The 26,350-nt window shown below is 43.8% G+C and carries 30 protein-coding genes; 15 read left to right on the top strand and 15 right to left on the bottom strand.

Features of this window, described 5'->3' with window-relative positions; translation table 11 throughout:
• Positions 1-36 precede the first annotated feature (36 nt).
• Positions 37-705: a hypothetical protein gene (locus AZI85_RS13800; RefSeq protein WP_155724045.1), complete on the bottom strand. Its 669-nt coding sequence runs from the start codon at positions 703-705 to the stop codon at positions 37-39.
• Positions 706-880: 175 nt separating this feature from the next.
• Positions 881-1,234 (bottom strand): hypothetical protein, encoded by a 354-nt coding sequence (locus AZI85_RS17680; protein WP_155724043.1) that lies wholly within the window; start codon positions 1,232-1,234, stop codon positions 881-883.
• Between the two features lie 209 nt (positions 1,235-1,443).
• Between AZI85_RS17680 and AZI85_RS13795 the strand changes: the two genes are divergently transcribed.
• Positions 1,444-1,701: a hypothetical protein gene (locus AZI85_RS13795; RefSeq protein WP_063244606.1), complete on the top strand. Its 258-nt coding sequence runs from the start codon at positions 1,444-1,446 to the stop codon at positions 1,699-1,701.
• Between the two features lie 39 nt (positions 1,702-1,740).
• Here the strand turns inward: AZI85_RS13795 and AZI85_RS13790 are convergent, their stop codons facing one another.
• A complete protein-coding gene (locus AZI85_RS13790) occupies positions 1,741-2,202 on the bottom strand; it encodes a hypothetical protein (protein WP_063244605.1) in 462 nt (153 codons plus the stop codon).
• 151 nt (positions 2,203-2,353) lie between these two features.
• Positions 2,354-2,806, bottom strand: a complete 453-nt coding sequence (locus AZI85_RS13785) for a hypothetical protein (protein WP_063244604.1) — start codon at positions 2,804-2,806, stop codon at positions 2,354-2,356.
• A gap of 206 nt (positions 2,807-3,012) precedes the next feature.
• Here AZI85_RS13785 and AZI85_RS13780 point away from each other — a divergent pair, with 206 nt between their 5' ends.
• Positions 3,013-3,363, top strand: a complete 351-nt coding sequence (locus tag AZI85_RS13780) for a VOC family protein (RefSeq protein WP_063244603.1) — start codon at positions 3,013-3,015, stop codon at positions 3,361-3,363.
• 85 nt (positions 3,364-3,448) lie between these two features.
• A complete protein-coding gene (locus AZI85_RS13775) occupies positions 3,449-3,742 on the top strand; it encodes a hypothetical protein (RefSeq protein ID WP_063244602.1) in 294 nt (97 codons plus the stop codon).
• A gap of 97 nt (positions 3,743-3,839) precedes the next feature.
• Here AZI85_RS13775 and AZI85_RS13770 read toward each other — a convergent pair whose 3' ends face one another.
• From AZI85_RS13770 to AZI85_RS13730, 9 genes are all read right to left on the bottom strand, one after another.
• On the bottom strand, positions 3,840-5,195 hold the full coding sequence (locus AZI85_RS13770) for an MBL fold metallo-hydrolase (protein ID WP_063244601.1): 1,356 nt from the start codon (positions 5,193-5,195) through the stop codon (positions 3,840-3,842).
• Between the two features lie 60 nt (positions 5,196-5,255).
• Complete coding sequence (locus tag AZI85_RS13765) at positions 5,256-6,983, bottom strand: hypothetical protein (RefSeq protein ID WP_063244600.1); 1,728 nt, start codon at positions 6,981-6,983, stop codon at positions 5,256-5,258.
• The gene (locus AZI85_RS13760) at positions 6,962-9,301 is read right to left on the bottom strand and encodes a hypothetical protein (RefSeq protein ID WP_063244599.1); all 2,340 of its coding nucleotides are present in this window, start codon (positions 9,299-9,301) and stop codon (positions 6,962-6,964) included. Before AZI85_RS13760 ends, AZI85_RS13765 begins: the two co-directional genes overlap by 22 nt.
• Positions 9,302-9,466: 165 nt before the next feature.
• Positions 9,467-9,862 carry a hypothetical protein gene (locus AZI85_RS13755; RefSeq protein WP_063244598.1) on the bottom strand — a complete coding sequence of 132 codons (396 nt, stop codon included), beginning with the start codon at positions 9,860-9,862 and terminating at the stop codon, positions 9,467-9,469.
• Between the two features lie 3 nt (positions 9,863-9,865).
• Positions 9,866-11,020, bottom strand: a complete 1,155-nt coding sequence (locus AZI85_RS13750) for an outer membrane protein assembly factor BamB family protein (RefSeq protein WP_063244597.1) — start codon at positions 11,018-11,020, stop codon at positions 9,866-9,868.
• Positions 11,021-11,032: 12 nt separating this feature from the next.
• The gene (locus tag AZI85_RS13745) at positions 11,033-11,839 is read right to left on the bottom strand and encodes a tetratricopeptide repeat protein (protein ID WP_063244596.1); all 807 of its coding nucleotides are present in this window, start codon (positions 11,837-11,839) and stop codon (positions 11,033-11,035) included.
• Positions 11,840-12,075: 236 nt separating this feature from the next.
• Positions 12,076-13,206 (bottom strand): Glu/Leu/Phe/Val family dehydrogenase, encoded by a 1,131-nt coding sequence (locus AZI85_RS13740; protein WP_063244595.1) that lies wholly within the window; start codon positions 13,204-13,206, stop codon positions 12,076-12,078.
• Between the two features lie 128 nt (positions 13,207-13,334).
• Positions 13,335-15,080: an arginine--tRNA ligase gene (gene argS, locus AZI85_RS13735; RefSeq protein WP_063244594.1), complete on the bottom strand. Its 1,746-nt coding sequence runs from the start codon at positions 15,078-15,080 to the stop codon at positions 13,335-13,337.
• Positions 15,077-15,667 (bottom strand): hypothetical protein, encoded by a 591-nt coding sequence (locus AZI85_RS13730; RefSeq protein ID WP_063244593.1) that lies wholly within the window; start codon positions 15,665-15,667, stop codon positions 15,077-15,079. Before AZI85_RS13730 ends, argS begins: the two co-directional genes overlap by 4 nt.
• A 381-nt stretch (positions 15,668-16,048) precedes the next feature.
• On the opposite strand from AZI85_RS13730, the gene AZI85_RS13725 reads away from it, so the two are divergent.
• Positions 16,049-16,585: a tyrosine-type recombinase/integrase gene (locus AZI85_RS13725; RefSeq protein ID WP_081111024.1), complete on the top strand. Its 537-nt coding sequence runs from the start codon at positions 16,049-16,051 to the stop codon at positions 16,583-16,585.
• A gap of 125 nt (positions 16,586-16,710) precedes the next feature.
• Here the strand turns inward: AZI85_RS13725 and AZI85_RS13720 are convergent, their stop codons facing one another.
• Positions 16,711-17,040 carry a hypothetical protein gene (locus AZI85_RS13720; RefSeq protein ID WP_063207272.1) on the bottom strand — a complete coding sequence of 110 codons (330 nt, stop codon included), beginning with the start codon at positions 17,038-17,040 and terminating at the stop codon, positions 16,711-16,713.
• A gap of 192 nt (positions 17,041-17,232) precedes the next feature.
• Here AZI85_RS13720 and AZI85_RS13715 point away from each other — a divergent pair, with 192 nt between their 5' ends.
• The 4 genes from AZI85_RS13715 to AZI85_RS13700 are packed head-to-tail and all read left to right on the top strand — an operon-like array spanning position 17,233 to position 20,294.
• The gene (locus AZI85_RS13715) at positions 17,233-17,847 is read left to right on the top strand and encodes a 2OG-Fe(II) oxygenase family protein (protein ID WP_063244592.1); all 615 of its coding nucleotides are present in this window, start codon (positions 17,233-17,235) and stop codon (positions 17,845-17,847) included.
• Positions 17,848-17,849: 2 nt separating this feature from the next.
• Positions 17,850-18,599 (top strand): ABC transporter ATP-binding protein, encoded by a 750-nt coding sequence (locus tag AZI85_RS13710; RefSeq protein ID WP_063244591.1) that lies wholly within the window; start codon positions 17,850-17,852, stop codon positions 18,597-18,599.
• Complete coding sequence (locus AZI85_RS13705; RefSeq protein ID WP_063244590.1) at positions 18,596-19,351, top strand: ABC transporter permease; 756 nt, start codon at positions 18,596-18,598, stop codon at positions 19,349-19,351. Before AZI85_RS13710 ends, AZI85_RS13705 begins: the two co-directional genes overlap by 4 nt.
• A 10-nt stretch (positions 19,352-19,361) precedes the next feature.
• The gene (locus AZI85_RS13700; protein ID WP_063244589.1) at positions 19,362-20,294 is read left to right on the top strand and encodes an ABC transporter substrate-binding protein; all 933 of its coding nucleotides are present in this window, start codon (positions 19,362-19,364) and stop codon (positions 20,292-20,294) included.
• On the opposite strand, the gene AZI85_RS13695 is transcribed toward AZI85_RS13700, so the two are convergent.
• Positions 20,295-20,840 carry a hypothetical protein gene (locus tag AZI85_RS13695; RefSeq protein WP_063244588.1) on the bottom strand — a complete coding sequence of 182 codons (546 nt, stop codon included), beginning with the start codon at positions 20,838-20,840 and terminating at the stop codon, positions 20,295-20,297.
• 252 nt (positions 20,841-21,092) lie between these two features.
• On the opposite strand from AZI85_RS13695, the gene AZI85_RS13690 reads away from it, so the two are divergent.
• From AZI85_RS13690 to fabF, 7 genes are all read left to right on the top strand, one after another.
• Entirely contained in the window at positions 21,093-21,647 is a 555-nt protein-coding gene (locus tag AZI85_RS13690; RefSeq protein ID WP_063244587.1) for a DUF177 domain-containing protein, read from the top strand.
• 72 nt (positions 21,648-21,719) lie between these two features.
• Positions 21,720-21,905: a 50S ribosomal protein L32 gene (gene rpmF / locus AZI85_RS13685; RefSeq protein WP_063207251.1), complete on the top strand. Its 186-nt coding sequence runs from the start codon at positions 21,720-21,722 to the stop codon at positions 21,903-21,905.
• Between the two features lie 23 nt (positions 21,906-21,928).
• Positions 21,929-22,924: a beta-ketoacyl-ACP synthase III gene (locus tag AZI85_RS13680; RefSeq protein WP_063244586.1), complete on the top strand. Its 996-nt coding sequence runs from the start codon at positions 21,929-21,931 to the stop codon at positions 22,922-22,924.
• Between the two features lie 2 nt (positions 22,925-22,926).
• Complete coding sequence (gene fabD / locus AZI85_RS13675) at positions 22,927-23,901, top strand: ACP S-malonyltransferase (RefSeq protein WP_063244585.1); 975 nt, start codon at positions 22,927-22,929, stop codon at positions 23,899-23,901.
• 55 nt (positions 23,902-23,956) lie between these two features.
• The gene (gene fabG, locus AZI85_RS13670) at positions 23,957-24,706 is read left to right on the top strand and encodes a 3-oxoacyl-[acyl-carrier-protein] reductase (protein WP_063244584.1); all 750 of its coding nucleotides are present in this window, start codon (positions 23,957-23,959) and stop codon (positions 24,704-24,706) included.
• Between the two features lie 127 nt (positions 24,707-24,833).
• Positions 24,834-25,070 carry an acyl carrier protein gene (acpP, locus tag AZI85_RS13665; protein WP_041871683.1) on the top strand — a complete coding sequence of 79 codons (237 nt, stop codon included), beginning with the start codon at positions 24,834-24,836 and terminating at the stop codon, positions 25,068-25,070.
• 6 nt (positions 25,071-25,076) lie between these two features.
• Positions 25,077-26,345, top strand: a complete 1,269-nt coding sequence (fabF, locus tag AZI85_RS13660) for a beta-ketoacyl-ACP synthase II (RefSeq protein WP_063244583.1) — start codon at positions 25,077-25,079, stop codon at positions 26,343-26,345.
• The last annotated feature ends 5 nt before the right edge of the window (positions 26,346-26,350 follow it).

The raw sequence follows: 26,350 nt of genomic DNA, 5'->3' as shown, positions 1-26,350 counted from the left end.
CCTTCGCGCCGCTAAAGTTAAAATTTTAAGTTCGAACTATTGCGCTTCTTCTACGAAGTTAGACGCACGTACGATGTCAAATTCGTAGCGTTGTTGCAAATCTTCCAAGCTCTTCGCGCGGTAAGCACCGAAGATTTCACCTACATAGTATGGCATCAAGACTTTAGGCATTTGGAAGAAAGCGTTTTGCATCATAGACACTTGGATAGATGGGTAAGAAACCACCTGACGGCCGTTTTTACCATCGATCACGAATTGGGCGCGATAGCCCGCTTTTTTCAACAAGGCTTCTTCATGATTGCGGTTCATGTAGCAATGACCGATTTCATGAATCAACAAGTTGTAAAGTGGGGATGCATACCCTGTCTCTTTATCAAACACACGTGCAGAGAAGAACTTTTTGTTCAGAACGATTTTCGTTCCAACACCGTTTGCATCTCTGACGCAAGAGGAAGATTCACGTTGCAAGTGAGTCTTCGATACGACAACAGGGATTTTGTTCCAATCCACGTTGATAGAAAACTGAGCGGCATAATCGCGGATTAGCGCCATGTTTTCGTCGACAATGTTTCTTTCTTCAGCGGAAGCTTCATCAACCACAGACTCTGTTCCTTGAAGAACTTCTCCACCTGGAGAATCGTCTGAAGAGTTAGCACAACCGATGAACGCCAATAATGTTAGGGGTAGTAGTATGAGTTTTTTCATGAGCTAAGTAAGCCATGCTTTGGTAGGGGAATGGAATTCTTAAATGGTCCGTTTGGTAACAATCAAAATGCCGCACTTCTTCTTTGTGAGTTGTCGATTGTACGAAGGTATTTGCGTAGTTTTGACAAGAATAAGAGGAGTTTCTGAACTCCTCTTACAGAAATTTTTTTGCAAATCAGTAACAATAGTAAACCCAGTAGCGTGTGTAACCGCTTCGAGATGTAGCACTACAGTAAACTCGGTGGCCCGGAGTCACCGAAGAGTAACAGCGATACCCTTGAGACCAACAAGAAATCCTTCCACCATTTGGGCATGTCGTCCAGGCCCTGCAAGTGTAGGTCTTATTTTCCACGTCTCCTTGGGGCGTCTGAAGACGTTCTGCGAAGTCAGGTAAGCTCATGGCTTCTTCTGAGAGTGGAAATACGTTTTCCAGCGCTCCTTGTCCTCCGGTGTTTCCCGGTGAAGCGATGGCTGCTTCAGTAAACATACTCAAAGATAAAAAGGCGATGAGTGAAAGCAGTGATTTCATAAATCCTCCTGGCCTGATTCTAAAAGGGGACGGGGCGAAGTAAAGAATCGGCGAGGACTGGTGGCAAAATAAACTTGGATAAGGACCTCAGTCTTTGTCTTCGTACTTAGTCGGACGCGAGAATTATGAAATATAGCAGTGATTCTTCTTTGTCATAGTCAAAATAAAATACAGGCTTCTATGCTTGCGTTCTCAACAACGGAGGACCTATGAAGAAATGGATTGCAGTTTTGTTTGCGAGTGTATGTTTGGCTAGTATTAATGCTCATGCTGAAGAATTTCGAACTGAAGCCGAAATGCCGGCGGATGCGGTGATTGAACCGATGCTACGAGGTTGCCCATCAGGCACTCGTCCGGTTGCGAAGTACTGCTGGAATGAATATCGTGGTTGCTTTGTGAAGTGCGGAGTTCTTTGCCAAAAAGTTCCAACGCCACCACCAACAGGCGGCACACCGGATCCTGAATAATAAAACAAAGAAGGCGCAGTTTTTTTCTGCGCCTTTTCTTTATTGAGAGTTAAGAAGTCTTTCTAGATAGTCCGGATCGTAGCTTTCTAGAATCAATTCTGAATCATGAGGGCTTCGACCTTCATTCAGTGATTCCAACACCTCATGTATCATAAGAACGTCCATGACATAAGCTTTGGTATTTAAAAGAAATCCACCTAAATTTTCGCGACCTAGGGGTTCGAAAAACTCTGGGTAACATTTCATATTATTTCCGACATATTCAACAAATTCAGCGACTGTTGTTTCAGGATTTTCAACAGCTTCCGCGATAACGGCGACTTGTTCATCGCTCAGTTTTTCGCAGTAAAGACGCTTTCCTTCAAGGGCTCTTTCTTCGTTGATGTACTTTAAGCTTCTTTCAGTCTGTATGGTGAAATCACGGACAAATTCTTCCGCCGTGACAGCGCCAGCTGTGGATGTGATTAAAAGAGTCAGTATGGTAAGAGCCACGTGTTTCATAAGTGTCTTCCTAGGGGTGATTTCGCACTTTTACTGTGGGAAAAGACCTTCGTCAAATTTCACAGCCCTGGGGTTTTGCAACTCGTGAAGCATTTTTAGGATCGTTCAGAAATTAGACAGGCCCAAAAATTTTTGCGAAGGTTTGTTTCTATTAAAGATCGCGAAGGGTGCTTAAGCCTTTAGATATACATGAAACAGAAATACAGTCATTGTCGGTAAGACGAACGCCGCCAACGTTAGAGTTCTTCTGTGGGCCGCAGAACTCACCAGTATACTTCTGAGAGCCGATCTTTTTAAGGTTCATAAAAGCCTCGCCACCTTCAATGTAGAGGTCTTTATTAAGACCATAGGCAGGATCTTCGACTTTTCCACGGCGACCGACGGCATAAGCATCTGATGAAATCAGACCTAATCCATCAATAGTCACGGCTTGCAAAGTGCCGACGCCGTATCCCTCAACATCTTTTGCGATATTGACCAACCGAATAAGGACTTGGCGACCACTTCCATCCTTGCCAGAACATTCAATATGGGCGGCCTGGGAAAGCGAAGAAAAGCCGATGATGAGTGCACTTAGAAAAGACGCATTTTTGAGGGTTTTCATACAGAACTCCTTAATTAAATGAACGTATCATTCCATAAGGTGCTTCGATCTTGGGCGAAATAATATTTGCCTTACAAAAATTTCTCTTTCCAGCAAAATTCGTCATAGGTTTTCCACGGTTTTTTGTCGATTTACCAGAACTTATTGGAAGGTTTCTGTCCTTTGGAATAGATGACAGGCCAGGGTTGATGTGGTGAGATTTGGATATGAAAGTCAAACGTATCGTCGCTAATTTTGAAACAAAGAAGATTTCCGCCGCTCGTCGGTTTTACGAAAAGGTTTTGGGCTTAGAGGTCCTTATGGATCATGGCTGGCTTAAAACATACGGTTCTAATTCTAAAATGACAGTTCAAGTGAACTTCGCTTCACAAGGCGGTTCAAATACCAAGGTGCCGGACATGTCGATTGAGGTTGATGATGTCGATGAAGCTTACCGCCGCATGAAAAAAGCCCGTTTTAAAATCGTCTATCCTTTAACGGAAGAGCCTTGGAATGTACGTCGGTTCTTTGTCCTAGATCCTTTTGGACGAACGGTGAATATTTTAGAGCATCTGTAATAGGAAGAAATTCTTCAGTAAATGAAATTATCGTGACAACTTCGTCGTTCAGAAATAAATCAATTTGAGAATTGACGGGGATTGAATGAGAAATATTTTTTCTATTATCGCGTTAGTAATATTCGTTTCATCAACAACTCAAGCATTCAGTTGCGGCGATCGATTCGTTGATTTCGCCAAAGACCAGATCATCATCCATATTACGAAAGAACCTAATGCCGCAGATACGGTTGAAGGAATTCATTATTATTGGATTGATTGGGGTGGCTTACCAGAAAGTATTGTGATCACTCAAGCTTCGCTAAATTGTTTGAAAGACCATGGAGTCATGGAATCGTTTAAGCTTGGAAACAACATACTTTGGCGAAAAGCGCGTTGATTTCCACGAATCTGGAAGCTCGGGAAGGTCTAGATATATTCTTCTGATAAGTTATATTATGTAACGATACCTATATGTCAGCTTTGATTTAAACGCTTTAAAGCCTGATTATTTGGTTCATTTCTGGAATTTCGACATTCCAGTTTAAAGACGTTTTAATGCGTTTTTCGAACTCTTCCGACGCTGACCTTTCCCCATGCACTAAAAACACTTTCTGCGGGGTTTTAGGAGCTTGTTTTAACCAGTTCATTAGATCACTGCGATCTGCATGGGCTGAAAATGAATCCGAAGGAACCACTTTGCATGCGATATCTACATACATTCCGTGCAATTTGATTTCTTTTTCTCCATCCAAGATCTTTCGCCCACGAGTCCCAGCGCTTTGAAAGCCTGCTAATAACAGGATATTTCGTGGGTTTGGGGCGAAAGCTTTTAAATGATGTAAAACTCGGCCGCCAGTTAGCATTCCGCTGGCAGCGATAATAATCATGGGTCCGGAGCGCTCATTTAAAACCTTCGAATCTTCGGCGGTTTTAACGGTGTGAATTTCAGACATAATTTCCGCGAATTGACCTGGACCTAGACGGTGAAAAAACGGGTAGAGCTCATAGAAATTGGAAATCTCTTGTCCCATCGGGGTATTTAAATAAACGGGGATTTGCGAGGGGACTTCCCCTGCCCTTTTTAATTCGACAATTTCATACATCAAGTTTTGCGCACGGCCCACGGCAAAGCTCGGAATAAGAAGAACCCCTTTTGATTTCGCTATCTCTAGAATGCATTGTTTTAAGACTTCTTTAGAGGGAATTTCCGAATGATCACGATTTCCATAGGTGGATTCCATCACGATATAATCGGCCTCTTGCGGAGGTTCTGGTGGCCACATTAAAGGATCATTATTACGACCTAGATCTCCCGAAAAATAAACCTTCTTTTCTCCATTAGAAACTAACACCGAAGACGCACCCAGGATGTGTCCTGAATTAAACAACTCAATAGATAAAGAACCAATTTGAAATTCTTCATGGACTTTATGGGTTCTAAATAACGGCAAAGTTTTAGCGACATCATCAACCGTATATAAAGCCAGCGCCGGATGATGTTTTGAGAAGCGTTTTTTATTCGCGTATTCAGCGTCTTCTTCCTGGATTTTTGCAGAGTCGAGCAAGATGATCTTGGTTAATTCTAAAGTCGCTTCTGTACAGTGAATCTCCCCTTTAAATCCCTTACGTACTAACAAAGGTAAAGCGCCGCAATGATCTAAATGGGCATGAGTTAAAACAACGGCGTCGATATGTTTTGGATCAATTGGAAAGTCAGACCAGTTTAATTCACGAAGCTCTTTAAGACCTTGAAACATGCCGCAATCAACAAGAATACGGGTTCCCTCATTGTGAACTAAAAACTTAGAGCCTGTAACGGTGCTCGCACCACCAAGAAATCCGATTTCCATAGAGTGATCCTTCGTTAATAAGAATCACTCTATAGATCGGCCGGGACTTTGGCTAGATTATTAAAAGACTTTCGAACAAGACATGGCTTTTAAGTACTTCGTATCGATCATTTGTTTTAAGAACTCATGACCATCACGGTTGTAACGTTGTTTAAGACTTTCATCGTTACCATCTTTTGCCGTATTCCATTGAGCAAAATTCACGCCGGTTTTTTCAGAGATTTCTTTAACAAACGTAGCGTATTCGCCCGATTTGAATGAACCTTCCTTGTATTTTACAACCTCATCCGGGAAAACGATAAGTGGAGCTAAAAGTTCGATCTCGTTACCGTACATGGAAGGAACATTCGGAATCATACGGCGAGCATCCATTTTCACCACCAAGATTCCACCGTAAGGAACTGTTACACTCTCCCCTTTTATTTGCTTTGTTACGTCGTTCCCCATGAAACGATAAGCAACGTTGGGATCATATGTGAAAGAGATAAAGCTAGATGCCTTTGGATCTCTTGCATGTGCAGTCATTTGATCAGTAATACGGATCGATTGAATGTCCGTTGACTTTTCTTGAGCCAATCTAACGAAAGAAACATCACCGTTTTTCTCGCGATTCGTTGATAGCGAACGCAAGCGGCGCGTGTAGCTTCCCTGGTTTTTAGTTAAAACAGTCGACATAAATCCAAACACTTCACCTTGAGCTGTTTGTTTGCGTTGGATTTTATCCGTATCGTATTTTAAACCGCGGAACGCGATAACAGACTTTTCGTGATTCGGGTTTTCAATTGCTTCAAGCCAGATTTTCCAAGTATTCGCTTCTACCGGCTCCATAACAGCCCATGGAAGATAGGCTTCCAGCATCTTACGAACGCCTTTACGATCGTTCTTTAAAATCAAATCATCCAGTTTCTCGTTCATCGCCTCAAGCTTATCTAAGGCACCTGTATCGGACTTCCAAGCATCCAAAGCCTTTTGTTGTTTTCTTTGATGTTTAGCGGCCAGCTCATCTAGAGCGGCTTGGCGGTCTTTCAATTCATTGGCTTGATTTAACAGACCATCCTGAGTAAGACCCATTTGCGCTAACATCGTTTGTGATACACGCATTTGTCCTAATATTTTAGAGAATAGAAGATTCAGACGAGCTTGCGCCGTCGGACTTCCTTCGCGCGCGTTTGTCAGAAGCTCAGCAATAGAGTGCGGTGATTCAATTTCTGCTGAAACAGACACGCCCAAAGAAACATGTTCAAAGATTCCGTAGCCACCATTTTTAGTTAAGGCCGTGATCAAAGCGACATCGCGAATCAAAGTCTCTTTGTTTTGCAAAGCTGTTTCGTCATAGCGCAAACGGAAGACCAGACCGTCTTTAGTATATTCAGGAACGATTTCAGTATGTGTCGCTGTAGAGACAGATTCTACTTTTTCTAAAAGACCCGTGGCACTGCGACGAAGATCTGAAGAGTTCCAGGCTTTCTGGTTCGTAGCACCAATTGCTTTTTCAACAAAGTCTTTTTCAAAAGAAAACGGCTGCTTTCCTTCTGCAACAGAATCTAAAGAAGCATCCATCGACATAAAGGCATTTTTCTGTGCCGCCGTTCCGTCTTGCTTATTTTCTGGCTGAACGACTTTAGTCGGACCACCTGGTTTTGTTGCCGCGTTGATAAAGTGAGTCGCCGCACTCTTAAGTTTCCCAAAGAAACCGTCGTTCGCCGCATAAGCCGGAGACGTCGAACTCAAGGCAACAATCACTGCCAAACAAGGAAGAGTTCTTTTTACAAAAGGATGGCTTCGCATCTCATACCTCCAGAAGTTTCGATGATCTCGCGGAAACGGACACCGCCGTTTTTATCGATTTCTTTTGTTAAACCTAATTTCTTTAAAATCGTGCCTTCGTAGTGCTGAACTAGAACTTTGCGTGAATTTGAATTAAAGAAAATCGCATTGCGCGTTTTTTCTGCATCATAATTCACAAGTTCCAATTGCAGTTCAGCTCCCATTGCGGACTGAATCTTCGCAAGCTCTGTTTGATATACAGACTTGGCTTTTTCTGCCGTCGTATTGCCAACCATTACTTGAAGCTTTAATGCTTTCTTAGGGTTCCAGGTTCCATTTAAAAGTTCTTCGCCACCAACGATCGCGAAAGAAACTCCAGAGAACTTTTTAGAAAGAAGCTCTAGGCCGCCGCTGAATTTTTCTAGCTTATCCATTAGGATCTGACGATCAAATGAAGCTTCTTTTTTAATTAATGCTTCCAACTCAGCATCGGTCGTAAGACCTTGACGAAGAGCCAATTGAGTTAGTTGCAATTTAGAAGTCACATCGCGAGACGGTCTTAGAGTATCAATTTTATGATACATTCTTTGTACAGCTGATTCTGCCGAGATCATTTGAAAGTTTGAAATCGGAGATCTGATACCATTGTTGATAAATAAACTTTCTAAAAGCTTTAATTGACCGTTCTTACGCTTTCCAGAGTCCGCTGCAGCCACGGCCAAGCTTTCGTGTTCAGAACCAACCACGTCAGAAATAAGAAGATATGGCTGGAAGCTGACTTTGGGACCTAGATTTTCTTTCAAATAACCTGTCTCTAATTCAACAACGTCAATTTTAGTTTCCCATTTCGCGAACCATTTCTTAGTTTCATCAAACGGAGACGTCACTTGACCTAAAGTCTGACCCATCTTTACGAAGTCAGTTCCATATGTCGGCTTTTCTAAAGGCAAGAGTTTACCGTCTTGAGTGTATGTGTAAGCAGGAGCCACAACATCCCCGACTTTAAGACCTTTACCAATGATTCCACCGGCTGTGCCGATATAAACGACTTTGTCGTGGCCCGAGTTTTTAAGCGCGCGAGCTACGGGAACTACTTCATCTCCCCACATGTTAGAGATAAATCTCCAGCGCACAATACGACCGTCTTTAGTTTCTAAAAGAACATCTGAAACATCATGGCTAGGTTGTTCTGAATTGAAGATTTCAAAACTCGAAGCCATTGGATTCGTCATTTTCTCAAACTCCGTTTTTACAACAGAGGCTTTTGTCGTCACAGAAAAGTAAGAACCTGTTTCTTTAACTCTTTCTGAAAGCTTTTGAATTTGTGATTTCGCAGGACCTACTGACTCCTGAGGGTTCGGCTGAACTTGAGACATCATGCCAGCCATTGTAATAACATTTGCAATGGCTGACTTTTGACCGATTACAACCATGTCGGCTTTAGGAAGAGTTTTAAACATATCCAACAAACGTTTTTCTTGATCGCGGTGCACTTCATTGGCATTTCCGTACACGCGCACAAAATCGTCTTTCAAAGCGACTTTGTTATCGTATTTCAGGATGCGCAATTGAGCGATCAAGTGTTTCACACGGTCATCGCCCGAAATACGCGTAAAGGCGTAAGAATATTCTTTCGAACGTGGATCAAATACCAGATAGATTTTGTTGTAATTCGCCGCGCGCGTTTTTACTTCCGCAACGACTTCACGCTCTTCTTGAGAGATTCTTTGGCGGAAATCACGCTCAGTTCCTAAGTGAAATTCAACAGATTTATCCGTTAAAGCCGCATCCCAGAAAAGGGCGCGCGTTGTTTTTTCAGAGATATATCTTTCCGCATCTAACAAAATGCTTTTGCCATCCAATTTAGGAATGGATCTTTTATTGTAAGCAACAGGACCTTTGTTTAAGTCTGAAACTGAAGCTTCACGTTTTAAAGCAATCGGATCTGCCTTAAAGCCTTCCATCAACTTTTTACGGAAGAAGTTATAATTCCACTCGATATCTTTCAAAGTGAGGTGCTTAAATTCTGGGAATTTTTTATGTAACACGGAAAGAATAAGTTCATTCCATTTATCAGGATTATTTAAATCGCGAGAGTTGAATTGTTCTTTTGCAAGATCTTCGGGTTCGATGCGACGAATGGCTTCTGCTGCGAGCTTTTGTTCATGGTCCATCAAATAGTCTGCCAGACCATCAGAATAGAAATCCAAACGATCTACAGCTAAAAGATATTCCAGCTGTGAAAGTTGAACTTTGTGTTCTGCTGTTAATTCCGCGCGCGCATGAAGGCTGCCTTGGAACATCAGGAACGCTAAAAGCAGAGTATAGATCTTACGCATAGAAAACACCTCACAGGGTATCTATGCAAGCTCTGTGGCATTACTTAAGTGGCGATAATACTTGAGATTCTCAAGATGAGACGGGGAGGCTTTTCAAGCTTTGTCACTCCCCTGTCAATCGGGAAGACGTCTCAGAATGAGATCATCTCCCCTGCTCTTTCGGACTTATTCTAAAGTCCATTCCTTAAAGCCGAGCTTTAAAGCGGCTTCAAGATCTTTGCGATCGATTTCATAAACATTCGACATACCCGTCGGGCTTCCACACACTTGAATGCGCATCATGCCGTCATTCTGATTCGAAGAAGAATAGACTTTAATCCCTTTAAGCTGCTTTTGCATTTCCGCGACAGGAATGGCTTTTCCCTGACCGCATTGCAAAGAACCATCAGGTTTATGAACTTTCACACGATCTGTAGCTGCTGACTTTGTCACGGGAGCCTCGCTTGTTGCGCCAGTCGCAGTGGCGGCCGCCTTATCGGGCTGCTTCTGTGTGCGACAATTTCCATGTGTGCATGCACCTAAAACCAAAACGAACGGAAGAACTGCCAAAAGCTGTTTCATCTCTTACTCCTTAAAATAAGGTGTTTTAATCCAACCTGCTTGAATCGCAAAAAGATTGGCTTCGCCTGAAATGAAATACACACGGCCGGCTTTTTCATCTACCTGGGGAGATGAAAGAATACCACGTCCTGGCTCGATACTTCCCAAAGCAGAACCTGTATTTGGATCTAAGAAACGAAGGCTTCCTTGAGATTCTCCAAACACCAATGTTCCTTTATATGTCTTTACCTGAGAAGCGATGCCGTCTTTTAATTTATAAGTCCACACTTTGTCGCCGTTGGACTTTTTTAAAGCCCAGACTTCGCCGTTCGTCGTAGGGTAAAAGATTTTATCTCCGGCCATAGTCACAGCACTGTAACCACCGCCATCAATACGCCACAAGACTTCACCTTTATCAACGGACACACAGTAAAGCTTGTCATCATAGCCTGCGATATAAAGCTGATTGCCATCAATCACCGGAGTGGCATCGATATCACGGAAACGTTTGTTACGATTTAATTGAAGCTCCCAAACGACCGCACCCGTTTGCGCGTTCAACGCGACTAAAGAACCATCCGAGAATCCGACATACAAGGTTCCGTTCTTAAATGCGGCCTGACTGCCACCACGGATAGAAAACTGAGACGTATCCTGGCGAGAGTAAAGCCAGATCTGTCTTCCGGTAGCGGCATCTAACGCGTAAAAAACGTTATTTCCAGCTAAGAAGTAAACAACCCCTTCTTCAAGCAAAGGTGCTGAAAGATTTTCGGCCTTCGTTGCAAAAGACCACTGAATTTCGCCAGTACTGGCAGAAATAGAATAGAAATTCCCGTCACTCGCGCCGACGAAAAGGCGATCGCGAATGATCGTAGCGCTAGGCTCAATCCCGTTCTGGATCGGAAGACGCCATTTCAACTGGCCGCTTTCTTTTTCATAAGCAACCAAGCCATCAAGACCATTTCCTTGAATCACTAAATCCCCCGCAAGAACTGGAGTCATGCGATTGATTTTACGAAAGCCTAGGTTGTCTTTTTCGGTCGTCTGACGAACCCAAGCTGTTTTAACTTCGTATTCTCTTTTATTGTTATTTTTAGAACTCCATTGCTCAAGGGTGCGATCCATGGTCGTACACCCCGCAAGACATAATAAAAGAGATCCTAGAAGCAAATTCTTCATTAAAGCCCCAGATTAAAGGTTCTTCTTAGCTTTCAAAAGACGAAGATATTTTTGAGCTTCACGTGCGGCTGCAAAGTCTGTCGTATTTTGATCTTCTTTTTTCGCGATCTCAGTGTAAATCTCTTCAGCCTTAGTCAGGTCATTCATAGATTCAAAGCAAAGGCCCATACGAAGTTTAGCTTCGTCATGCGCAAACGCCAAAGACTTCTGACCAGACAAAGCTTGCCATTTTTCAATCGCACCTTTGCAGTCATTTTTCGCAGCAAGGATGTTGCCCATTTGCATCCACACCAAAGCCGTTAGCATATCGTCTTTATCCAGACCTGCTTCTACTTTTTGTAGTGTCGACAAAGCTTCATCTTGCTTACCGTAGTTTGCATAGATTTCGCTAACGTTCAAAGCCGCCATTTGCGCCGCTTTTGTTTTTGGCGCCTCAGAAATAAATGACTCAAAGCCAGTGATCACAGTGCCGTAATCTTTTTGCAAATCACCAGACGCTTTTTTAGCTGGATCAAACGCAGGAACGTTCTTTTTATCTTTTGTTTGAGCAGCCATGATTTCTGCGCGAGCCGCTTCTTCAAAGCCAGCCTTCTTTTCGTTATAAGCCTTTTCCAGAAGGAAATACTTTTCCTGTTGAGACACTTCTTTCTTTTGCGACAAATAACCCGCAATAGAAGCACCAAGACCAACAACCACAAAAGCAATCACGGCGATAATCACCATTTTGGAGTGAGTTGTTGTCCAAATAAAACCCTTTCTCAAAGTTTGTGTAACCTGATCTGGGGACTTCAAATCTTCTTTAGAAATCTTTGTGCTCAAGATAATTCCTCGCTGTTAATAAATACTTACGAGGAAAGATTGTTCTTTGGTCGAGGTGGCTTGTCAAGAAATGGGGCCAGAGAGAGATTTCGTATCACTCGGCGCATAAAAAAAGGGGCTTTGGGGCCCCTGATTTTGCTAGGAAGTTTGTAAAGCGCAGATGCTGCTTCAGCCTGCGCGCCCGAAGGCGCTTCGGCTCTACCGACATCCGTCGGTGCTCTGCCCGCTGCCGCGGACTAGCGGTTATAAACTTCTTTAAGCGTAGTGAATGAACGAGAAGACTTACCTGGGTGACGTTGTTTCAAGCGACCAATCGTGTTGATACGCTCTTCAGCCAAACGGTCTGCCGCAGTGTGAGTTCCGATATTGTCACGTTTTGCGATTTCGTAAACTTTAAGGATGTTGTCGTAAACGCGTTTCGTTTTTTCGAACGCACGTTCTTGAGAGTAACCCTCTAGCTCTACGAAGACGTTCATCAAGCCGCCGGCATTGATCACGTAGTCTGGAGCGTAAAGGATGCCCAATTCTTTCAATTGATCACCGTGGCGTGCTTCAGCAAGGATGTTGTTTGCTCCACCAGCGATCACTTTAGTTTTGAACTTCGTGATAGTTTGATCATTGACGATCGCACCCAACGCACATGGCGCCAAGATATCACACTCTACAGAAAGAATTTCGTCTGGAGAAACGGCCTTAGAACCCGAAGCTTCAGCGACTTTTTTAGTGCGGCCCATATCGATATCCGCAACCGTGATTTCCGCGCCTTCTTCTTTCAAGTACTTCACAAGGTTGGAACCCACGTTACCAAGACCTTGAACCGCCACTCTCAAACCTTTCAAAGAATCTGTACCGAATTTTTCTTTCGCAGAAGCTTTGATCCCCATCAAAACACCGTGTGCTGTGTAAGGAGACGGGTCACCAGAACCACCGAAATCCTTAGGGATACCTGTCACCCAAGGAGTTTCCATGTAGATGTGTTCCATATCTTGAACTGAAGTACCTACGTCTTCAGCCGTGATGTATTTACCATTTAAAGAGTTTACGAACTGACCAAAAGCTCTGAAAAGGCCTTCTGATTTTTGAGTTTTTGGATCGCCGATGATGACCGCTTTACCGCCACCCAAGTTCAAACCTGAAGCAGCTGCTTTGTAAGTCATACCTTTAGACAAACGAAGAACGTCTACCAAAGCCTCATCTTCATTCTTGTAGTTCCACATACGTGTACCACCAAGAGCAGGCCCTAAAGAAGTGTTGTGAATTGCGATGATGGCTTTAAGACCAACGTGAGGGTCGTTACAGAAAACAACTTGCTCATGGTCTCCATGCTTAGAAATAAGCTCAAAAGTTCCCAAAGTAGGCTCCTTCATTTATTTAAGTGCGAGGAGATCATGTGTCCATTTGAGTAAAAAGACTAGCGTTAATGCGGCGAATATGTTCACCGCATTAATTGCATAAAAAGAGAGCGAAAATCCCTCTGGAAAGAGGGACATTCCCATTACATTTTCTCTGGTGCCGGCATTCCTAGAACAGAAAGGCCGTTTTTAAGAGTGACACCCACTGCGGACGCCAAAGCAAGACGTGCTTCACGAGTTGTTTCATCCTTCTCGGTGCCAATCGGACACTCATGATAAAAGACGTTAAACTTTTTCGCCAACTCATACAAATAAGTACAGATCGCCGCCGGCTTAAAGTTTTCTGCCGCTTGCGCAACCGCGGTATTGAACCCGAACAGGGCCTGCATCAACTGACGCTCTGAAGAGTGAGTCAGTTTAGACCAATCCACATTCTTTTGCGTGCGCGGGAACTTCCGTCCCAGACTTGCAATACGCGCATAAGAGTACTGAACAAAAGGTCCAGACTCCCCATCTAGCTTCAGCCACTCGTTCATGTCGAACACGATCTTCTTATTTGTATCCATACGAAGCATTCCATAGAAGATCGCGCCTTTAGCCACCTGTTCAGCCGTGCGCACAATATCTTCTTTGCTCCACTCGTTTTCATAACGGTGTAAGTACGTCGTCTTAACGTGTTCTTCCATGCGATGGACAAGCTCAGTTAAGGGAACAATATTTCCTTTACGAGAACTCATGGCGCCATCAGGAAGTTCCACATAATTATATTGAAGATGGAAGCAGTTTTTAGCTTGCTCAAAACCCAACATCTCAAGAACGCGGAAAACTTGTTTAAAATGCAAAGCCTGGCGCATATCCACGACGTAAACGCTTTTTTCAATGTGCACATCTTCAAACTTATGCTTTGCAAGTAGCAAATCTTTCGTCGCGTAAAGACCTGTGCCATCGGATTTTAAAAGCATGCAAAAACCTAAGTTTTCAGCTTCCAAATTCTTACCGATCGCGCCTTCTGACTTTTCAAGCTTTCCTTGCGCATAAAGATCCTTCACCCAAGCCACAGATGGAGAATCCATTTCAGATTCAAAATACCATTCGTCGAAGTGAACACCGGCCCAGTCATAGACCTTTTTCATCAAGGCAATCGACCATTCGCGGGTCTCTTTCCATAGATCAAAGTAAGGACCGGATTTAGATTCCAACTGATGAAGAATGTCTGTCAATTCTTGTCTATTAATAGCTTCTTGCGGAGTTCCGTTTTGATCTTCTAAAAGAAGATTGGCTTTGGAATACATGCGGCCCAACCACTCGCCCTTGCCAGTTTCAGGGACAGGCTCTTGGTTGTGCTTTTTCATATACCAAAGGCATTTCGCCACGTGTGTTCCCATATCGCCCGGGAAAGTGGAAGCGACAATATCGCGACCCGCATAGCGAAGCATGCGAACAATTGCATCACCAAGACACAGATTTCTCATATGACCCACATGAAGTTCTTTGTGAGTGTTCGGCTGAGAATATTCGATCATTGTTTTTGGAGATTTTTCGACCAAAGGCTTCTTAAAGAAACTGCCATCTAAAATAGTCTCTAAAACTTGAGTTCCATGGCAAACAGGAGAAAAAGTGATATTTAAATAAGGACCTGCCGCCTGAACTTTTTCAATTAATGGATCCGCTAAAAAATTCTGCGCGATTTCTCCGGCAATTTGTGGAGGACCTTTTTTTAAAGCTTTTGCCAACGTAAAACAACCAAAAGCCAGATCACCCATATCTGATTGAGGAGGTTCAACAAGAGCTTTATAGATTTCTTCTTCCGAAAGGCTTTGACCCATCTTTTGAATGGCTTCAGAGATTTTTTTCGTAGCTAAAAGTCGAATTGAGTCGTGCTTAATCATAGGCCTTTCCAAAACCACAAAACGGCGAACCAGGATAAACTAATTAAAAGGATGACTATACTCATCTTCTTATGAAAATTCAGGTCTTTTTTCAGCGAAGAAATCTCCCCGCGAAGAGTATCGCGTTCATGAGCGATTCCCTCTAATTTTACCGACAATTGCGCCATGTCTTCCATGCGCTGCTGACGTTCCAAATCGACTTCTTTTAAAGCCTTTTGATGCAAAACCTGGGGATTTGTACTGATAAAATACTGAGGAGTTAAACCCGGAATCTTTTCGCGAAGAGCCATATACCATTGCAACGCCCGCCAAATATGTGGGGGTGCTTCATCACTCTGTTTCGTCCAACGCGTCCAACTGGAAGGATCGACCAAAAGAAGTTGGGCCATTTTGCGTTGAGAAAGCCCTAAAATCCCGCGAATTTCTTCCAAGCTCCCGATCTGTTTTTGAATGACTGAGACTTGAGCCTCGTAATGGATTCGAAGCGATGTCTTTGAACGGGGGCCTGCATCCCCCTCCAAAAAGCCCTCGTTTAAAGTGGTCTTTTCATCCATCTCCTGACCTAGACCCAGAACGTCCATTTCCATTTAAACCCCTTCAGGACTATTGCATTTCACAATATTTATATTGTTACTCACAATAAATAACGTTGTATAATACATATATGATTGTTTGAGGGTCTTTGAGGAGTCAAGCTAAGTCATTGAAACCACAAAAGAATCCATCCAGTGGTACCCCAGCATGCCTTTTTTCAAATTCGCCTAAAGCTTATAGTTATATTCTTTAGTATTAAGTTATTGATATTATTAGATATTTTATTGATGGTTTTTGAGGGATCCCCGGCTATTGCGGTGCATCTATTTATCACGCATTGCGTCTAAACAAAGATTTTCTATATATCACCACTTTGGATGCGAAGCGTCACGAATATCGGTTGTCAAAGCCACCTGGACTCTTGATGATGAGTTATGGCATCGGCAGCACCTCGGTATCAGCTCAATAAAAACAAATATCTTCTCGCGCCCGAATCAGAACGTTTGCGAAAAATTCTCACAGATTTTGAAGATCGCGATCCCCGCAACTGCTTGATGATTTGGGTGGGATTAAGAACTGGCGCCCGGGCTCAGGAAATTTTGAACATTCAACGCAGCGATTTGAACCCTTATGATGAAACGGTTTTTATCCGGGGTTTAAAGAGCTCGAATGACCGTGAAATCCCGCTTCATTCCCAGCTTTTTGCAAGACTTCATCGCTTCGCCGAAAACCAAGGTGGAACGAAGGTTTTTCCTATCACCTATGATCGTCTCTATCAGGTCTGGCAGCTATATCGCCCCGTTCCAAAGAAGTTCCATGCGTTAAGGCATACTTTTGCGATCGAACTCTATCAGAAGACAAAGGATTTGCGCCTAGTTCAGGTAGCTTTAGGCCATAGAAACATCACGAACACGATGGTTTACGCAGACTACGTTTACTCACAACAAGAGCTTCGCAAGCTCATCCTTTAACTCCAGATATGTCGCGGTTTTAAACTAACCGCCTGATCGGCACTTAACCCGGCCTTTTGCTCAATAAAAAAACGCCTTCTTTTTAGGAAGGCGTTGGTGGTTCATATTTAAATTAACTTAGAAAATTACTCTGCAGAGCTGATTTCAGAAGCCAAACGCTCGAATTGTTTTGATTCAGAAGCGCGGTGAGATCTCTTTTCCTTTTTAAAAGCCAAAAGATCTTTTTTAGTCGGAGAATTATAAGACACGCCTGAATTTTCAACAACAACGATACGCTCACGAACTTGAGCTGCAGCGGCTTGATCGCGGGCTTCATCAATATTGCCCTTCACTGTAGAGTGCAACTCGCCTTGAGCTTTTACGTTCTCAGAAATAAGAGCGTTAAAGTCCGAGATCTTAGCGAAGCTCACAGCAGGAATCATAGCGATGATTGTTACAAGAACTTGCTTTTTCATAGTTTCACTCCTTGTGGATACTGATTACTAAAGCAAGTGCGGTGCCACGCGGAACCCCGTTATTTTTGCGCTGACAGAGGTGACGCCGAAAAAGCGCCTAACACATGTCTAACTAGTAGTGAACTTCTTGAAATGAGACGGGATTCGCCCTATCTTGAAAGCTAATAAAGCGACTTTAAAAGGCGTCTCAAAATGATCAAAACCCTGTTCCCGACATTCGTTTATTACTCCCCTTTGGCAGTGAAGGGGCAGCCAAAACTTCTTAAAGAACTTAAAGATGAAGCGTACAAGTTTGCCCAGATCGATGAAGAAGGACAGGCATGGTCAAAAAAGAATTATAAAGGAGGCTACACTTCTTATGGTTCTTTATCGCAACTGCATCGCTACTCTTCGACATTTGAAACGCTAGAAAAAGAAATCAACAAACATGTTCGTAAATTCGTAAAGCATCTAGAGATGGATATCGACCCCAAAGAGCTGAGAATGACTTCCTGCTGGGTGAATATCATGCCGACGGATGTGATTCACACCATGCACATTCATCCGCTTTCGGTGATCAGCGGAACTTATTATGTTCAAACACCGAAAAACTGTTCTTCCATCAAGTTTGAAGACCCACGCCTTGATTCTTTTATGGCGTCGCCCCCGCGCAAACACAATGCGAAAGACCATAACCAACGTCATTACTCTTTAGCACCTCAAGAAGGTCACGTGGTGTTGTTTGAAAGCTGGCTTCGTCATGAAGTGCCTAAGAACGATGCCCACAAAGAACGCATTAGCATCAGCTTTAATTACGACTGGGTGTAGGGATGAGCGAGGGCTTGGGCATTGAAATCAAAGATCTTCATAAAAGCTTTCAAAAGCGTGAAGTCATTCAGGATCTGAATCTAAAGATTGAACCCGGCTCGTTTGTTTCACTCGTCGGTCCGTCAGGTTGCGGCAAGTCCACTCTTTTGAGATTGATCGCAGGTCTAGAAAAACCCACAAAAGGGGAGGTGAGCCTCTCCCCGTCTGGCAGAAATATTTTTAGTTTCGTTTTTCAAGAAGCCAACCTACTCCCCTGGCGCAATGTCTTTGAAAATGTCGCTCTGCCTTTTGAGCTCAGTGATGATTTAAAAAAAGTTTCTGCCGACGAAAAATCAAATCGCGTCCGTGCGGCACTTAAAAAAGTTCACCTGGAAGACAGCGAAAATCTTTTTCCCCATGAACTGTCTGGCGGAATGAAAATGCGTGTTTCGTTAGCGCGGGCTTTAGTCAACCAACCTCGACTTTTGTTAATGGACGAACCTTTCGCCGCCCTGGATGAAAACACGCGCTTTGAAATGCAAAATCAGCTTCTAGAATTGTGGAAGAAAGAAAAAATGACGATCGTGTTTGTGACTCATTCTTTGTTTGAATCCACTTATCTTTCTGAGCGAATTATTATGTTAAAAGGACCTGGTGCAAAAAAAGTCGTTGATCAAAAAGTGGAACTTCCCGCCCATCGCACGGAAGAGCTTCGCACATCTGAAGACTTAAACCATATTGTTAGAAGTATCTCGGCGAGGTTTAAAGAATGAAACGCTTTCTTCCTGCAGTGATAAGCTTCATTGTTCTTACTTTGCTTTTAGAACTAGCCGTTCAAATAGGTCTTATAAGTGATACTTTAATTCCTGCACCAACATCCGTCTTAAAAACACTTCAAGAAATACATGAGGACCTTGCGACGGCATTTAAAGAAACTCTTTTCAATGTTCTTGCTGGACTCGCCTTGAGTATCCTCATCGGCAACTTGATCGCGTTTGTATTCTCACTGTCAGATCTCTTAAAACGCGCCATTTTGCCGTTTGCCGTGTTTTTTCAAACTGTCCCGATTATCGCCATTGCTCCGTTATTGGTGATCTATTTCGGCTTTGGAGCGCCCACAGTAATCGCGTCTAGCTTTATCGTCTCGTTGTTTCCGATTATCGCAAATACACTGATGGGCCTAGAAAGTGCCAGTGAATCTCAAAAAGATCTCTTTCGGATTTATCATGCGTCTCGTTTGCAAATGCTTTTAAAACTTCGCATCCCTTCGGCCTACTCTTATATCTATTCTGGACTAAAGATCTCAGCCGGTCTTTCCATTATCGGAGCCATCGCGGGGGAGTTCGTCGGCGGTGGCGGCTTAGGTGCTTTGATTGATTCAGCACGCACACAGCAAAGAGTAGACATCGTCTTTGCGGCATTATTATTGTTATCACTCATGGGACTATTATTTATGGGCACACTAACAGCCGTACACAAACTCATCGTGTTGCGACGACCTTTTGCCTCTTCATCACAAGAATAAGGACTTTGAAATGAAATCTTGGCTTTTAAGTTTCGCTTTTCTTTTAGTCTCCCCGGCTTTTGCTCAAACACCGACGTCAGTCACACTGGCGTTGAATTGGAAAGCAGAACCAGAATTCGGTGGATTTTATGCGGCCGCCCTTCAAGGGATTTACAAAAAGCATGGTTTAGATGTGAAAATCTTAGAAGGTGGATCTGGCACGCCCACAGTACAAATGCTTGCAAACGGCAAAGTGGAATTCGCTATTGTCAGTGCTGATGAAGTGATTCTTTCTCAAGATCGCAATTCGAAAAACAAAGTCAAAGGTCTGTTTGCTGTCTATCAAACATCACCTTACATCGTGATGAGCCACGCGGAAAAAAATTATAAAAACCTGAAAGATGTTTTTATGAGTGAAGGCATTCTTTCGATGCAGTCGGGTCTGCCTTACTATCAGTACCTCGTAAAAAAATTCGGCAAACCCAAAGTGAAAGTAGTGCCTTACGCTGGCGGAGTGAGTAACTTTTTGAACGACAAGAATTTCTCTCAGCAGGGCTTCATCACAACAGAGCCTTTAAGCGCAGAAAAAGCCGGAGCTAAAGTAAAGACATTCTTAATTGCCGAAGAGGGTTTTAACCCCTATCTGGTGGTGATTGGCGCCACAGAAGAAACGCTTTCTAAAAAGCCAGAACTAGTTAAAAAGTTTGTCGCAGCTTCGCGTGAAGGTTGGATCGCCTATCTGAAAGATCCTAAAGAGACGAATAAACACATGGCTACACTGAACAAAGCCTTTGATTTGCAAACTTTCAATAAGGCGGCAGAAGTTCAAAAGCCTTTGATTGAAACAAAAGAAACCTTGGGCTCCATGAGTTCCACCCGCTGGAGCACCTTGGTTCAACAGTTAAAGGATCTAAAGCTGATTAAGTCTTCACCCAAAGCTGAAGACCTCTATACGAACTACTAATTATTTTTTCACGGATTCAACAGAGACAGCCATGGCTTCTGTATAAGAGGCCTGGATCTGATCTCCCACTTTTATACTTTTTAAGACATCTGGTTTAGGCACCTGAAGAACAATAGTTCTTTCCGGACCTTTCACCGTAATAGCCTGAGCTTTTGAATTCACTTTGATCACAGTGCCTGTCGCCGTCACTTGATTCACCATGCGCGCGGCAGGTTTTTGTCCGGGTTGCGCCTCATCCATTTCAGTCGACTCACTCATCGCCACCGGAGCCCCGCCCCCTTTTTTAATATCCCAAGCTAGGGACTCTTGATAGTCGACTTTCAGAACATCGCCTTTTTTAATTTGGGCGAAGTTTCTAACTTCGTCTCCAGCGACCACTGCGACCTCTTCACCAGAATCTGTTTTTAAAACAATCTTGCGACTTTTCTGATCTACCGAAACCACGGTCGCCTGAACCTGAATAATGTTCGCCGTGTTGATAGCGGCATATGCCGGGAATGAATGAAACATAGATACCGCTGCTAAAGCTAAAACCAAACGCTTCATGAGTCTCTCCTTGTGATTTATATAAAAATAAACAAGTTGCCGTGGGATTCCAAAAGCCTCGGGGCCTTTATGTTAACAATCTTAAAACCGCCTATTTTGAGGCCGCCTAGAATCTTTCCCGTCTAATCCCCGTTATTTCCAATTAGGAAAAAGGGGGCAAAACAGGGCTTGACCTAGCGCTTCCAAATGCCTTAAAACATCCTGCTTGCCACTAGTTAAAGTCTTGATTTTGGCCGCACTTGAGGAGTTCTTATGAAAATTAAACTGACCGAAGTTCCTGAAGAAGGACGCTCTTATTCCTGGTCCACAGAAACGGGCGAGGCCAATGCCGTTCTGAAGGATATCGTCGGTAAGAATCATTATCAGACTGAGTTTTTCATTAAACCCTTAAATTCTCGCGATTTCGAACTTACGGGCCGTATCGTGACGAAGTCTCCGGAAGTGTGCTCTCGCTGCGGTATCGACATTGATTATCCAGTGAATGAGAAGTTTCACGAGATCCTGATCCCTAAACAAGATCAGCCTCGCAATAGCAAGTATTCAAAGGTGAACCACGTCAGTGATCTTCCAACGGAAGGCCCTGAATTCTCTGAATACGAAAATATGGTGTTTGATATGGGGGAATTCCTTCATGAGATCGTGGCTCTTGCTGCGCCTTTTAATCCAGCATGCCCGGAAACTGTCGACGGAAAGCCTTCGGATTGCAGAATTCCCGAGGAAGGACAGCCCTTTAGCTACAATGAAGAGATGCCCTCAGAAAAGCCCCAGAACCCATTTGCGGTTCTAAAGAATATCAAACTCAATTAAAGTGTTGATTTTTATTGTTCTTTGGTTAAATTAACGTGCTTCAATTATAAATGACTCAAAAAGAGGTTTGAAATGCCAACTCCTAAGAAGAAAACGTCTCGCTCTCGCCGTGACATGCGCCGCTCTCATGACGGTCTATCTGCTCCAGCAGTAGCTGTTGAAAAGAAAACTGGCGAGCTAGTACGCCCTCACCGTGCATCTAAAGGTGCTGACGGTGCATTGTACTACAAAGGCAAACAAATCAGCGCAGCTAAGTAATCACTTACAGCAAGGTTGACTCCATGGCAGGAATGTATCGATCTCGAGTTTCAGGGATAGGCTCGTATCTACCAGAAAAGATTCTTTCAAATAAGGATCTTGAAAAAATGGTGGAGACAAACGACCAATGGATCGTTGAAAGAACAGGGATCGAACGCCGCCATATCGCATCCGAAGATCAGGCTACATCTGATCTTTGCGTGATCGCCGCCAAAAGAGCTCTTGAAGACGCCAATTTAAAAATCGAAGACATCGACATGATTCTTGTGGGCACCGTGACTGGTGACCACCAGATGCCATCCACGGCTGCATTCGTGCAAGCCAAGTTGGGGGCTAAAAACATCATGGCGGTGGATTTGAATGCCGCTTGTTCCGGCTTTCTTTATGGTATCTCCATCGCGGACCAATTCATCCGTACAGGAATGTACAAAAACGTTCTGGTGATTGGTGCCGAAGTTCTTTCTCGCTACATGAATTACAAAGACCGCGAAACTTGCATTCTTTTCGGAGATGGTGCGGGTGCGTGGGTTCTTTCTCGTGCGGCTGAAGGCGATAAAAACGTCATCGAAAGTTCACATCTGCATGCGGATGGAACTTTAGCTGAGCTTTTGATTTTACCTGCGGGCGGAAGTCGCATCCCTCAATCTCATGAGGCGATTGATAAAGGCTTAAACTTCATGACAATGAAGGGCCGTGAAATCTTCAAAAATGCCGTTCGTACAATGGCGTTGTGCTGCCAAGAAGCTCTTGAGCACAATAAAGTTTCTCCTGAACAAGTTGACTGGATCGTGCCTCACCAGGCCAATAAGCGCATCATCGAAGCTGTTGCAGATCAGTTCAAGTTCCCTATGGAGCGCGTGATTGTTTACCTTCAAGAAACAGGTAACACTTCTGCAGCCTCCATCCCTCTTGCCTTTGATTGGGCAGTTAAAAATGGAAAAATCAAACGGGGTCAGACGATTCTGCTTACCGCTTTCGGTGCAGGTCTTACTTCCGGCAGTATTCTATTGAGGTACTAAAAATGTTTACATTAGCATTTCCTGGACAAGGCAGCCAACAACCTGGCATGGGCCGTTTTTTGTTTGATAACTTCAAAATCGCTCAAGAGACTTTCGAAGAAGGCTCTGAAGCTCTGAAGCAAGACATGAAAAAACTGTGCTTTGAAGGCAGTGAATCAGATCTTGCTTTGACGGAAAACACTCAACCCGCATTGCTTTTGGTATCAACAGCCACGCAAAGAGTTTTGCGCAATGAATTTAATTTGAAAGTTTCTGCAGCGGCTGGACACTCTATCGGCGAGTACGCGGCTTTAGTTGCAGCTGATGTGATTCGTTTTGATCAAGGCATGCGCGCGGTTCGCACTCGTGGACAAGCTATGCAATCGGCTGTTCCTGTTGGTAAAGGTGGCATGGTTGCCGTTCTTGGCTTAGAGCCCGATCAAGTTGAAACCCTTTGCAATTACGTCGTGAAAAATTCCGGAGTGGGGCCACTTTCTCCAGCGAATTTCAACTCTCCGGGACAGATCGTGATTTCAGGATCACAGGCCGCTATCAATTGGTTGAAAGACAACTTCAAACCAGAAGTTATCTTTGCCGATGCTCCAAAAAGAGCCAAACTTATTCCATTGACGGTGTCAGCACCATTTCATTGCGAAATGATGAAGCCTGCCGAAGATAAAATGCGCGAAGTGCTGACTGCGATGGAATTCAACAAGGCCGCATTCCCTGTTATTCAAAACTTCCATGCTAAATCTGAAACAGAAGGTTCTGTTCTTCGCGAAAATTTGATTCGCCAAGTTTCTGCACCTGTTCGTTGGACTCAAAGCATGGAGACTTTAAAATCCCTGGGTCACTCTCAAATCATCGAATGTGGCGCAGGTAAAGTCCTTCAAGGTCTTCTAAAAAAGATTGATGGTGATTACTTCAAAGTGATGACCACAACAAGCATGGAAGATATTAAAAATATTGAGGATTTTTTGAAAGCTTCGAGTCATTGAAATTTCTTGAGCTTTACTCTGAGTTCGGCCAAAGTGTGCTGAAAAGGACTTGCACATGAGTGGAAAATCTCTTCAAGGAAAGAAAATCGTTGTAACTGGCGGTAGCCGCGGCATTGGAGCTGCTATCGTAAAACTTCTTGCGGAAGAAGGCGCTCAGGTAGCGTTCACTTACTCTTCACGCGAAGAAGCCGCTCAACAAGTTGCTCACACTCTTCCGGGTGAAGGTCACTTCTACATCAAAATGGACATCGCTAACGAAGCTTCCGTAAACGAAGCTGTCGAACACATTTTGGAAAAATGGCCTGAAGTGGATGGCGTGGTAAATAACGCGGGTATCACTAAAGACCAACTTCTTCTGCGCATGAAAGCCGAAGACTTTGACTCTGTTATCAATACAAATCTTCGTGGCACTTTCCTAGTCACGAAAGCTTTCACTAAACCGATGATGAAATCTCGCAAAGGTTCCATCGTGAATATCACTTCGATCATTGGTGAAATTGGAAATGCCGGACAGGCGAACTACGCGGCTTCTAAAGCTGGAACTATCGCTTTTGCGAAATCCGTGGCTCAAGAACTTGCCTCACGCAATATCCGCGTGAACAACGTAGCGCCTGGATTTATTGGAACTGAAATGACAGAAGTTCTTTCTGAAGACGTTAAAGCCAAGATGATGGAGAAAATCCCTTTGGCTAAAATCGGCGAAGGAACAGACGTTGCGCAAGCCGTTCGATTCCTTCTCAGTGACGAATCGAAATACATCACAGGGCATACTCTGGATGTAAACGGCGGCATGCATATGAATTAAATTTTTTTGCTGAATAGAACTCTGTTTTCAGAGCCTATTCGCAAAAATAAAAAGTCAGCTGCAATTAAAAGGCAGATGACGACTAGACTTGTGAATTAAATTAGATGAACGCATATTAGGAGGACAAATGGCAATTCATCCAAAAGTAAAAGACATCATCGTTGAGCAATTAGGCGTAGATCCAGATAAAGTGAAGCCTGAAGCTTCTTTCATCGACGACCTAGGTGCAGACAGCCTTGATATCGTTGAACTTGTGATGGCTATGGAAGAAGAATTCGATCTTGAAATTCCAGACGAAGACGCTGAGAAGTTGAAAACTGTTCAAGACGTAGCTTCTTACCTTGAGAAAAAAGGAAAAGCTTAATTTTTTATGAACTCCCGATTTGAACGTCCATCAAAACCGCAAAGAAGAGTCGTCGTCACTGGCGTGGGCGCAGTCACTCCCCTTGGTAATACCATTGAGGATAGCTGGTCTGCCGCAAAACGTGGGCAATCTGGTATTGCTAAGATCACTAAATTCGATACAACGGGTTTCGATGTTACTTTTGCCGGCGAAGTGAAAGGCTTTAATGCTGATCTTTACGTCGAGAAAAAAGAACAGAAGAAAATGGACGAGTTCATTCACTATTCGATCGCAGCTTCCAAGATGGCTCTTGAAATGGCCAAATTGGAGCTGACTCAAGATGTGAAAGATCAAACGGGAGTCATTATCGGTGTGGGTATCGGTGGTCTTCATACCATCGAGGAAACATCGATAAAATTGAAGGAAAAAGGACCAGGCCGCATCAGTCCTTTCTTCATCCCTGCTGTCATCACCAACTTGGCAGCTGGACAAGTTTCTATCGCTTTAGGACTGAAAGGTCCTAACTATTCTATCACTTCAGCCTGTGCGTCTGGCGTTCACTCTATTGGTGATGCTGTTCGCTACATTCGTGATGGAAATACGGAAGTGATGCTTGCGGGCGGAGCAGAAAGCACTATCTGCGGACTTGCCGTCGGTGGTTTTGCTTCTATGAGAGCTCTTTCCACTCGCAATGATGCCCCGGAAAAAGCCAGCCGTCCTTGGGACAAAGACCGTGATGGTTTTGTGCTAGCAGAGGGGGCCGCAGTTCTTTGCCTTGAGTCTTTAGAGCACGCTGAAAAACGTGGCGCTAAAATTCTTTGCGAGATCACGGGCTACGGCGTTTCTTCCGACGCTTATCACATGACGTCCCCAGCTCCAGAAGGAGAAGGTGGCTTCCGTGCGATGAAAATGGCTTTGGAAGATTCAGGTCTGAAAGCTTCTGACATTCAGTATGTAAACGCACACGGCACAAGCACACCGATGGGTGATGGTCTTGAGTCCGCAGCTATCAAACGTCTTTTGGGCGATCACGCGAAGAAGGTCTGGGTTTCTTCTACGAAATCTATGACAGGTCACGCGTTGGGAGCTGCAGGTGCGATTGAGTCTGCTTTCTGTGTGATGGCGATTCGCGATCAAGTAGCTCCACCGACAATCAATCTAGAAAACCCAAGCGAAGACTGTGATTTGGACTATGTTCCTAACAAAGCTCGTGAAGGTAAGATTGATAATGTTATCAACAACAGCTTCGGTTTCGGCGGAACAAACGCGTCGATTATATTCTCAAAATTAAAATAGGGTGA

This window comes from Bdellovibrio bacteriovorus (assembly GCF_001592755.1).
Taxonomy (GTDB): Bacteria; Bdellovibrionota; Bdellovibrionia; order Bdellovibrionales; family Bdellovibrionaceae; genus Bdellovibrio; species Bdellovibrio bacteriovorus_E.
This window is presented reverse-complemented; position numbering and strand designations above follow the sequence as displayed.

Bases quoted from the DNA above. Each gene is read 5' to 3' on its own strand.
- AZI85_RS13800 (WP_155724045.1), bottom strand. From the start codon at position 705: ATGAAAAAACTCATACTACTACCCCTAACATTATTGGCGTTCATCGGT.
- AZI85_RS17680 (WP_155724043.1), bottom strand. From the start codon at position 1,234: ATGAAATCACTGCTTTCACTCATCGCCTTTTTATCTTTGAGTATGTTT.
- AZI85_RS13795 (WP_063244606.1), top strand. From the start codon at position 1,444: ATGAAGAAATGGATTGCAGTTTTGTTTGCGAGTGTATGTTTGGCTAGT.
- AZI85_RS13790 (WP_063244605.1), bottom strand. From the start codon at position 2,202: ATGAAACACGTGGCTCTTACCATACTGACTCTTTTAATCACATCCACA.
- AZI85_RS13785 (WP_063244604.1), bottom strand. From the start codon at position 2,806: ATGAAAACCCTCAAAAATGCGTCTTTTCTAAGTGCACTCATCATCGGC.
- AZI85_RS13780 (WP_063244603.1), top strand. From the start codon at position 3,013: ATGAAAGTCAAACGTATCGTCGCTAATTTTGAAACAAAGAAGATTTCC.
- AZI85_RS13775 (WP_063244602.1), top strand. From the start codon at position 3,449: ATGAGAAATATTTTTTCTATTATCGCGTTAGTAATATTCGTTTCATCA.
- AZI85_RS13770 (WP_063244601.1), bottom strand. From the start codon at position 5,195: ATGGAAATCGGATTTCTTGGTGGTGCGAGCACCGTTACAGGCTCTAAG.
- AZI85_RS13765 (WP_063244600.1), bottom strand. From the start codon at position 6,983: ATGCGAAGCCATCCTTTTGTAAAAAGAACTCTTCCTTGTTTGGCAGTG.
- AZI85_RS13760 (WP_063244599.1), bottom strand. From the start codon at position 9,301: ATGCGTAAGATCTATACTCTGCTTTTAGCGTTCCTGATGTTCCAAGGC.
- AZI85_RS13755 (WP_063244598.1), bottom strand. From the start codon at position 9,862: ATGAAACAGCTTTTGGCAGTTCTTCCGTTCGTTTTGGTTTTAGGTGCA.
- AZI85_RS13750 (WP_063244597.1), bottom strand. From the start codon at position 11,020: ATGAAGAATTTGCTTCTAGGATCTCTTTTATTATGTCTTGCGGGGTGT.
- AZI85_RS13740 (WP_063244595.1), bottom strand. From the start codon at position 13,206: ATGAAGGAGCCTACTTTGGGAACTTTTGAGCTTATTTCTAAGCATGGA.
- argS (WP_063244594.1), bottom strand. From the start codon at position 15,080: ATGATTAAGCACGACTCAATTCGACTTTTAGCTACGAAAAAAATCTCT.
- AZI85_RS13730 (WP_063244593.1), bottom strand. From the start codon at position 15,667: ATGGAAATGGACGTTCTGGGTCTAGGTCAGGAGATGGATGAAAAGACC.
- AZI85_RS13725 (WP_081111024.1), top strand. From the start codon at position 16,049: ATGGCATCGGCAGCACCTCGGTATCAGCTCAATAAAAACAAATATCTT.
- AZI85_RS13720 (WP_063207272.1), bottom strand. From the start codon at position 17,040: ATGAAAAAGCAAGTTCTTGTAACAATCATCGCTATGATTCCTGCTGTG.
- AZI85_RS13715 (WP_063244592.1), top strand. From the start codon at position 17,233: ATGATCAAAACCCTGTTCCCGACATTCGTTTATTACTCCCCTTTGGCA.
- AZI85_RS13710 (WP_063244591.1), top strand. From the start codon at position 17,850: ATGAGCGAGGGCTTGGGCATTGAAATCAAAGATCTTCATAAAAGCTTT.
- AZI85_RS13705 (WP_063244590.1), top strand. From the start codon at position 18,596: ATGAAACGCTTTCTTCCTGCAGTGATAAGCTTCATTGTTCTTACTTTG.
- AZI85_RS13700 (WP_063244589.1), top strand. From the start codon at position 19,362: ATGAAATCTTGGCTTTTAAGTTTCGCTTTTCTTTTAGTCTCCCCGGCT.
- AZI85_RS13695 (WP_063244588.1), bottom strand. From the start codon at position 20,840: ATGAAGCGTTTGGTTTTAGCTTTAGCAGCGGTATCTATGTTTCATTCA.
- AZI85_RS13690 (WP_063244587.1), top strand. From the start codon at position 21,093: ATGAAAATTAAACTGACCGAAGTTCCTGAAGAAGGACGCTCTTATTCC.
- rpmF (WP_063207251.1), top strand. From the start codon at position 21,720: ATGCCAACTCCTAAGAAGAAAACGTCTCGCTCTCGCCGTGACATGCGC.
- AZI85_RS13680 (WP_063244586.1), top strand. From the start codon at position 21,929: ATGGCAGGAATGTATCGATCTCGAGTTTCAGGGATAGGCTCGTATCTA.
- fabD (WP_063244585.1), top strand. From the start codon at position 22,927: ATGTTTACATTAGCATTTCCTGGACAAGGCAGCCAACAACCTGGCATG.
- fabG (WP_063244584.1), top strand. From the start codon at position 23,957: ATGAGTGGAAAATCTCTTCAAGGAAAGAAAATCGTTGTAACTGGCGGT.
- acpP (WP_041871683.1), top strand. From the start codon at position 24,834: ATGGCAATTCATCCAAAAGTAAAAGACATCATCGTTGAGCAATTAGGC.
- fabF (WP_063244583.1), top strand. From the start codon at position 25,077: ATGAACTCCCGATTTGAACGTCCATCAAAACCGCAAAGAAGAGTCGTC.